The organism is Amycolatopsis taiwanensis DSM 45107 (genome assembly GCF_000519205.1).
GTDB classification, from domain to species: domain Bacteria; phylum Actinomycetota; class Actinomycetes; order Mycobacteriales; family Pseudonocardiaceae; genus Amycolatopsis_E; species Amycolatopsis_E taiwanensis.
Genome location: NZ_JAFB01000068.1, coordinates 1 through 7,106, shown reverse-complemented (window position 1 = coordinate 7,106; position 7,106 = coordinate 1). Strand labels below are relative to the sequence as shown.

Annotated in this window: 8 protein-coding genes; 5 read left to right on the top strand and 3 right to left on the bottom strand. The window is 64.0% G+C overall.

Translation table 11 applies throughout. From position 1 onward, the window contains the following. Positions 1 to 149 precede the first annotated feature (149 nt). Positions 150 to 758 carry a DUF6086 family protein gene (locus tag A3CU_RS0134590; RefSeq protein WP_245617477.1) on the top strand — a complete coding sequence of 203 codons (609 nt, stop codon included), beginning with the start codon at positions 150 to 152 and terminating at the stop codon, positions 756 to 758. A gap of 63 nt (positions 759 to 821) precedes the next feature. Here the strand turns inward: A3CU_RS0134590 and A3CU_RS0134585 are convergent, their stop codons facing one another. From A3CU_RS0134585 to A3CU_RS0134575, 3 genes are all read right to left on the bottom strand, one after another. After that, on the bottom strand, positions 822 to 1,502 hold the full coding sequence (locus tag A3CU_RS0134585; RefSeq protein ID WP_281174180.1) for an aspartate/glutamate racemase family protein: 681 nt from the start codon (positions 1,500 to 1,502) through the stop codon (positions 822 to 824). Positions 1,503 to 2,321: 819 nt separating this feature from the next. Continuing rightward, on the bottom strand, positions 2,322 to 2,510 hold the full coding sequence (locus A3CU_RS0134580; protein ID WP_027946081.1) for a CsbD family protein: 189 nt from the start codon (positions 2,508 to 2,510) through the stop codon (positions 2,322 to 2,324). Between the two features lie 445 nt (positions 2,511 to 2,955). Continuing rightward, positions 2,956 to 3,231, bottom strand: a complete 276-nt coding sequence (locus A3CU_RS0134575) for a hypothetical protein (RefSeq protein WP_156960720.1) — start codon at positions 3,229 to 3,231, stop codon at positions 2,956 to 2,958. A gap of 68 nt (positions 3,232 to 3,299) precedes the next feature. Here A3CU_RS0134575 and A3CU_RS53055 point away from each other — a divergent pair, with 68 nt between their 5' ends. From A3CU_RS53055 to A3CU_RS0134555, 4 genes are all read left to right on the top strand, one after another. Beyond that, positions 3,300 to 3,689 (top strand): hypothetical protein, encoded by a 390-nt coding sequence (locus A3CU_RS53055; protein ID WP_156960719.1) that lies wholly within the window; start codon positions 3,300 to 3,302, stop codon positions 3,687 to 3,689. Between the two features lie 113 nt (positions 3,690 to 3,802). Beyond that, the gene (locus A3CU_RS0134570; protein ID WP_027946079.1) at positions 3,803 to 4,003 is read left to right on the top strand and encodes a hypothetical protein; all 201 of its coding nucleotides are present in this window, start codon (positions 3,803 to 3,805) and stop codon (positions 4,001 to 4,003) included. 1,313 nt (positions 4,004 to 5,316) lie between these two features. Beyond that, the gene (locus A3CU_RS48225; protein ID WP_052372690.1) at positions 5,317 to 5,883 is read left to right on the top strand and encodes a site-specific integrase; all 567 of its coding nucleotides are present in this window, start codon (positions 5,317 to 5,319) and stop codon (positions 5,881 to 5,883) included. A gap of 372 nt (positions 5,884 to 6,255) precedes the next feature. Beyond that, positions 6,256 to 7,086 carry a transposase family protein gene (locus A3CU_RS0134555; RefSeq protein WP_027942519.1) on the top strand — a complete coding sequence of 277 codons (831 nt, stop codon included), beginning with the start codon at positions 6,256 to 6,258 and terminating at the stop codon, positions 7,084 to 7,086. Positions 7,087 to 7,106: the final 20 nt, after the last annotated feature.

Genomic DNA, 7,106 nt, shown 5'->3' with positions numbered 1-7,106 from the left:
GGTACGCAAACCCCTCACACAACGGTGCCGTGTACCGACCAGATCAACTACGCAGGCGACCCCCGATCCAACGCCGAAATCAACTCCATCGGCGAGCAAACCGGCACCTGCCCGACACCTGAACACTGAAACTTATCGGTCCATCCAATGTGGACGAGATAATTCGCTTTCTTGCCAACCATCTTCAGCCTTATGGTCTGTGCCACCAGATTTTCGATGACGGCGCCGGCCTGCGCCAAACTATGACGTTTGCGGAAACATACGCGGGCCGATACGGCGGCGTGCCCGGCGACTACTACGCCCGCGTTTGGGAGGCGATGCTCATGAGCCAGTATTTCGACGTCGGCGAGCAGACTCTGTGGAATCCGTCCAACGGTCCCGGCAGATTGTTCGTCGACATGGCCAAAGCCCTGGAGCCGGTGGCCGGCCTGCCATCGGGGATCGGTGTCGGTCGATGGGGGCCCGGTGACCCTGACTGCCATGGGATCGATCTCGCCGCCTTCAGCACGTTCACCGACGCCTTGGCCCGGCGCTACCGGGAGTCGAACCACTTGGTCATGCGATCGCTGATGGAGGGCTTCATCGCCACGGCCATCGTCCTGGTCGAGCGTGGTGGTGCGAGGGTTCCCGCACTGAGTGAGCAACCGAAAACCAGTACCGAGGATGTCCAAATCGGCCCCACCGGACCGGCGGCCCAAGCCGACCCCGACCGGCTCGCCGAGCTAGCCGCCGAGCACTCGGCCGCGATGGCTTGGTGAAAACGCCGAGGGGCGAGTATCTGTACCGCGAATGCTCGCCCCTCGGGTTTCTCGCTGGACGGCTCAGACCTGTGCCAGTGCCCGATCGACAGCTGCCTCGACGTGCAGACGGGTGGTTGGGAAGACAGGTATCGGACTGTCGTCTTGAGTAATCAACAATTCAATCTCGGTGCAGCCGAGCACTACCCCCTGTGCGCCGGCGGAGGCGAGGCGGCTGATGACACCGCGGTAAGCCGCGCGAGATCCTTCGGAGACGATGCCGCGGCACAGCTCGTCGTAAATCACGGCATGGACCGTGGCACGATCGTCCGCCTCGGGAACCAGCACAGTCAGTCCATGCGAGGCCAGCCGACCCCGGTAGAAGTCCTGCTCCATGGTGAACGCCGTGCCCAACAGTCCGACCGTGTCCAAACGAGCAGTCCGGATCGCGGCCGCGGTCGCGTCGGCCAAGTGCAGCAACGGCACCGTGATCGCGGCCTCGACCTGCGGAGCGATCTTGTGCATGGTGTTGGTGCACAGCAGGATGAAGTCCGCACCAGCGGCCTCGAGCTGGGTGGCCGCCCGCGCTAACAGCGCCCCAGCCTCGTCCCAGCGTGCACCGCTTTGCAGAATCTCGACCTCGGCGAAATCCACCGACATCAGCACACATCGCGCCGAATGCAACCCGCCGAGCCGGTCACGCACCAACTCGTTGGCAATCCTGTAGTACTGCGCACTGGACTCCCAGCTCATGCCGCCCAGCATCCCGATCGTCAACACTCGGCCATGATCCCACTTGGTCATAAGCCAGGGGCTGCTGAGAAGAGTCGCTCTCGAGCGGTCGGGAACGAGCTCCAGTCACGGCGGACAGCCAGACGTATGTCCCCGACTCCGTACTCGCTGCGTGCGCGGTCTCGATGATGCGGGCCATTTCCTTAGCCCAGGATGGTGTGGCGCTGGGCGGGAGAACGCACGGGCGGTGCCCGGTTGTAGGCAATCGAAGGCCATCGGACGGCCGCGCTCAGGGCGCCAGTGATGATCACGTGGACCTGACGGACCGTTGAGGCCAAGCAGAGCTTGCCCTTGTGTGGACCACTCGATCACCGTGCATCCGGCTGCGGTGCACTCATGCCTGCGCCGTTGCAGCGCCCGGGTTCGGCCGGTAATTCGTGCTCATCTGAGACCCGGGCCCACTGGTAGCCGCCGCCATCCGCCGGGATCCCGACTACTACCGCTGCACTGAGCTAGTCACTGGCCTCCACCTGGCAAACCGCCCGCTGATCGTCCCCTCCCCATCGTCGCCGAGGTCGGCCACCTCCTTGCCCGCTACGGCAGTGCCCGAATCGGAACGGGTCTCCTTCGTTCGGTCGCCGCCGGCTCGTTCGTCGCCACAGAGCTGACCAGCGCCGGCTACGACCGCATGGCAGACCTCGCTTCCCCTGGGCACAAACGCTCGCCATGCGCTAACGGCGACCGGCTCGAGGTGCAGTACTGAGCAGGTGGTCACACCGCCGCCCGCAAGATCGCTGACACTCCCTCAGACGGATCGTGACCTTGCGCCGTTATCGGCGACCGCGCAAGCTTCTATTTGTCGTCGAACACGTCCTTAGCTGCATCCTTGATCTTCTCGCCGGCTTGCTTCACGTTGCCCTTACCCTGTTCGGCCTTGCCCTCGGCCTCCCACTGCTCGTTGCCGGTGCCCTTGCCCACCGCTTCCTTGGCCTTGCCTTTCAGCTCTTCGGCCTTGTTCTTCGCCTTGTCGTCCGCAGTCATCGGACCTGCTCCCTTCATCCTTCTCGCCGCAACCCTGCGGCTGGTGCTGACAGCCCGAGTCATCGAGCCGCTCTACCCAGGAGTAGCCCTCGGGTCTGACTTCAAACAATGTCGGCTAACTCCAACCCACTCAGCTGAATTACGCGGCAAGGCGATTTGCGCAGCCACGTCCTTTCGATCTACGGCGAGGATGCGAGTCTGCCCCCAGCTTCGGCATTCGACAAACGCACGGATGTCGCCGTGTGTAGGCAATCCAGCCCCAACGGACGGCCGCAGTCAGGGCGCCGCTGATGATCATGTGGACCTGACGGACCCGTTGAGGCCGAGTACGCTTGCACTCGCGCGACCCGCTTTCGATCACCGTGCAGTTGACTGTGGCGCACTCATGGTCAATGTGGCCGCAGGCGGGTAGCGGTGGTTCACCGCGCGGCATTCGTGCGGACCATCAGCGCGGTGCTCGATGAACGGCTTCCGTTGCAGCGGATCCGGCACCGCCGGAGATCGGCATAGAAGCGCTCCAGACGCTCGGACGCGTCCCGCCAAACGTCGACTTGGTCCGAGCCGCCTTCAGCGAGTCGGCCTCGTCCTGAATCCGCGTGAGGATCTGCTCGGCTTCCTTCCGCGCGATTCGCTCGGACCGTTCATTCCCGGGCTTCTCGATCCGCACCGACTGGACCAAGACCAAGCGCTCGCGGGTGGCCGGGTCCAGCGACACCCGCACCTGAAGCACATGGCCGAGGCGTCGGATGCTCCGCCGCTTCCGACCTTCAGCGGCACCATGGACTGCCCATGGACGTGACGTTGGCAACGCTCATGGGTGAAGATCAACATCCGGGCCTCGTGATCAACCCCGGACAGCAGAAGACCCCCTGTCGCCAGGGGGTCTTCTGTACTGCTGTCTCAACCAGACGTGCGCCCGAAGGGATTCGAACCCCTAACCTTCTGATCGGAATCCGTGGTTCCGGACGTTTCTCGTCGCTTGCCGAAAGTGCCCGTGACCTGCGTGAATATCTCTCATTGTCGATCATGTTTTTGGGCTGTTTCTCGGCGTTTTGTGTGGGTAAAGTGTGGTTGATCTTGGCTCCTGCCGGGATAGGAAGTTCGCTCGCGCGTGTCGCCTGCGGCGTTTGGCCTGCGGCTCATCCTAGACTCGTGACCGTGGGCAGCGCGGGAGCGTGACAACTCCAGATACCAGAGCTTCGCTCAGTAGCGGTCGGTCGCGGCCGAGGGCGCCCACACGGAGCGCCTTGCCGGTAACATCAGTAGCGTCAGCACGGCGAGGGAGGTGGACCATGACGGCGAGTAACGCGGAGCATCCTTCGCATGAAGGGCTGGACGGTCCTGCCCTGCTGAAAGCGCTGCTGGAGGACAAGCACGTCCGGCCGATCGAGTCGGTGGACGAGCTGGCGGGCGAGGGCATCTTCGACACGGATGAGGAGCTGGGCGAGTTCCTGTCCTGGGTGTCGGCTGAGCGGAAGGCCCATCTCGCATAGTGGCTCCCGCTGTCGTGCTGGACACCGACGTGGCATCCCTGGCGTTCAAGCGGAAGCTCCCGTCGTGGCTGGCGACTCAACTGGTGGGCTACCGTCCCGCGATCACGTTCGTAACGCTGGCTGAACTCAACAAGTGGATGCACCTGCGCTCGTGGGGCGTGCCTCGGCGTGAACGGCTTGAGCAGTGGCTCCGACCGTTTCCGATCCTGCCGGGTACTCCCAAGGTCGCCCAGGTGTGGGGCGAGATGTCCGCGTATGCGCAGCGTCGGGGCGTCCGCGTCCGCAGAACGACACGTGGATTGCCGCGTGCTGTCTGGCGTTCGAAGTCCCGCTCGCGACCTTGAACGTCAAGGACTACCAAGACTTCGTCGAATACGAGGGGCTGGAGCTCCTGACCCAGTAGGGACCTGCAGCGTCGGTCGTGACGGCGTCCGCGGGAAATGGGTTGATGGCCGGTCTCAGGGGCAGCGAGGATGTTGAGGTGGCGTCTGCTTCCAACCGGGGCTTGCATAGGTTCCGAGACCAGCAGTGGACAAGCTGGAACTTCGTCTCAACGGCCGATGAGGTCCTGGTGCGCTGCCCCCGTTGTGATGTCTGCGCCAAAGTGGTGCATCTACCACGACGTGGTCAGGGCTCGGGCCTACGACGACTCGTCTGTAGCGCCTGCGGCTACGTCGCAGACAAACACCTGCCAGGCCCCAGGGCGCTACCCAGCGTGCTATACCGTCCCGAGCCGCGCGGGATGGTTCGTGATCCCTTTTTCCGGCTCCCCTTATGGCTACAGACCGACTGCTGTGGGCATGTGCTCTGGGCCTACAACCAACGACATCTGGATTACTTGGAAGAGTACGTATCCGCTCGACTCCGGCTCCGGTCGCGGCCTGATCCCGATACTGCCTGGCATCGTCGGATGACGATGACCGCAAAGCTACCGAGGTGGATCAAGGCGGCGAAGAACCGGGACGCCGTCCTGCGCCGCATCGCCAGGCTTCGCAGCTCTGTCCAGCCCGCATAGTCGAGACCCACACCTAGGCGATCCCCCTCGTCCTTGCCGCTCCTAGCGCTGCGGCGTTGGTGTCAAGGGTGAGCGCAGCTCATCGCGTAGCGACGCCGAAGGCGCCCTTGATGCCAGCGGCGCAGCGTTAGACGATCACGAGGACAAGGGGGTTTGTGCGTGCCAAACTCGACAACCAGGGGTCAGGCGCCGACGCACCGAGCCAACACGCCGGGGCCGCCGGCCGGAGCGGAGCGGCAGGCCGAGCGGCCCAACGGCGGCGGCGCGCTCGCGCGCCGCTCTTGACGAGGTACGTGCGTTGCGGGCCGGGCTCCGACGAGACAAGAAGGCGGTCGAGCGAGACGTGCCGGCGCTCGTCGACTTCATGCTCGGGACCGGGATGCGGATTGGCGAGGTCCTGGCGGTGACGTGGGCGGCGCTGGATCTGGAGGCGGGCACGGTGGAGATGCGAGCGACGGTGGTGCGGAAGAAGGGAGTGGGTCTGGTCCTCCAGCCGAAGCCCAAGAGCGAGTCGGGGTGGCGAAGGCTGCATCTGCCGCCGTGGCTGGTGCTACTGCTCCAAACCCGGGAGCACGTCGAGAACGAGTGGAACGTCGTGTTCCCCTCGCAGCTCGGCAAACTCCGGGACCGCTCGAACACCAACGCGGACCTGCGGGAGGCGATGGACCCGATCGGGTTCGGCTGGGTGACGAGTCACAACTTCCGCAAGACTGCCGCCACCCTGCTCGACGAAGCGGGGCTGACGGTGCGGGAGATCGCGGATCAGCTCGGCCACAAGCGGGTGAGTATGACGCTGGACACGTACTTCGGTCGGAAGCAGGCAAGCCCCAAGGTGGCGGAGCTGCTGAGGGTGATCGGCGAATAATGTGTGGGAAAGGTGTGGTGTTGATCATGGACGGTCCGACCGCATGATCATCCAGCCAAAAGCAGGAAACCCGCTGTCACCAGCGGGTTTCCTGTACTGCTGTCTCAACCAGACGTGCGCCCGAAGGGATTCGAACCCCTAACCTTTTGATCCGTAGTTTCAGCGCCGACCTGCTTATGCCTGGCGACCTCGGGGATCTTTAGGTACCAGTGAGGTGATCTCACCAAGATTGCGGTGTTGAAGGCCGAAGAAGCGCGCACGAGTCATGTGGACAGGCGCCGGGACACAGGTCGGGGCTCGGGGGAAGTCGGGCGGGGAGCCCCTGGTAGGACTGGATTTGCGAAGATCAAGTCCGAAACCAGGAAGCTCCCCGTGATCAGCTATCGTGCCACACTCGACGTGCCCCGCGAACTGGCCCAGTACCTGGGTAGACTGCTACACGCCGAACGCCGCCGACGCGGCACCCGCAAAACCACCCGGGCGTTGACCTGCTTCCGGCAGGCCGTGCTGGGCCTGCGTTGGTTCCGCCAGGACGTCGATGTCACCTCGCTGGCCCGCGATCACGGGATCTCTCGCGCGACCGGTTATCGCTATCTGGACGAGGTCATCACCGTCCTCGCCGATCAGGCACCGGACCTCCACGAAGCCTTACGGAAAGCCAAAGACGATGGCATGACCCACCTGATCTTGGATGGAAAACTCTTCTCCACCGACCGCTGCGGCGAGCAAACCACCAGTGTGAAAGGGGAACAGATTGACGCGTGGTACTCGGGAAAGGCCCACGAGCACGGCGGCAACATCCAAGCGCTCTCGGCGCCGACCGGGTTTCCGCTGTGGGTCAGTGACGTCGAGCCCGGCTCGGCCCACGACCTGACCACCGCCCAGGACCACGTGCTGGGCGCCTTGTACTGGGCAGCCTCCCAACTGGATCTGCCCACACTGGCCGACGGCGGCTACACCGGGGCCGGCATCGGTATCCTCACCCCGATCAGACAACCCGCCGGCGGCCAGGTCCTCGATGTCGACAACCGGTCCTACAACGCCCTGCTGCGGGGCCTGCGATGCTTGGGCGAACGCGGCTTTGCCCTGCTCACCGGACGCTGGCGAACACTACGCCATATCACCACCAGCCCACGCAAAATCGGCAATATCGTCAAAGCCGCACTCGTACTCACCCATTTCGAGCACGACAAAATCACGTGAAAGTCACTGAGATCACCTCA

Coding starts and splice junctions, on each gene's coding strand:
- A3CU_RS0134585 (WP_281174180.1), bottom strand. CDS start 1,502: ATGCTGGGCGGCATGAGCTGGGAGTCCAGTGCGCAGTACTACAGGATT.
- A3CU_RS0134580 (WP_027946081.1), bottom strand. CDS start 2,510: ATGACTGCGGACGACAAGGCGAAGAACAAGGCCGAAGAGCTGAAAGGC.
- A3CU_RS53055 (WP_156960719.1), top strand. CDS start 3,300: ATGGACGTGACGTTGGCAACGCTCATGGGTGAAGATCAACATCCGGGC.
- A3CU_RS0134570 (WP_027946079.1), top strand. CDS start 3,803: ATGACGGCGAGTAACGCGGAGCATCCTTCGCATGAAGGGCTGGACGGT.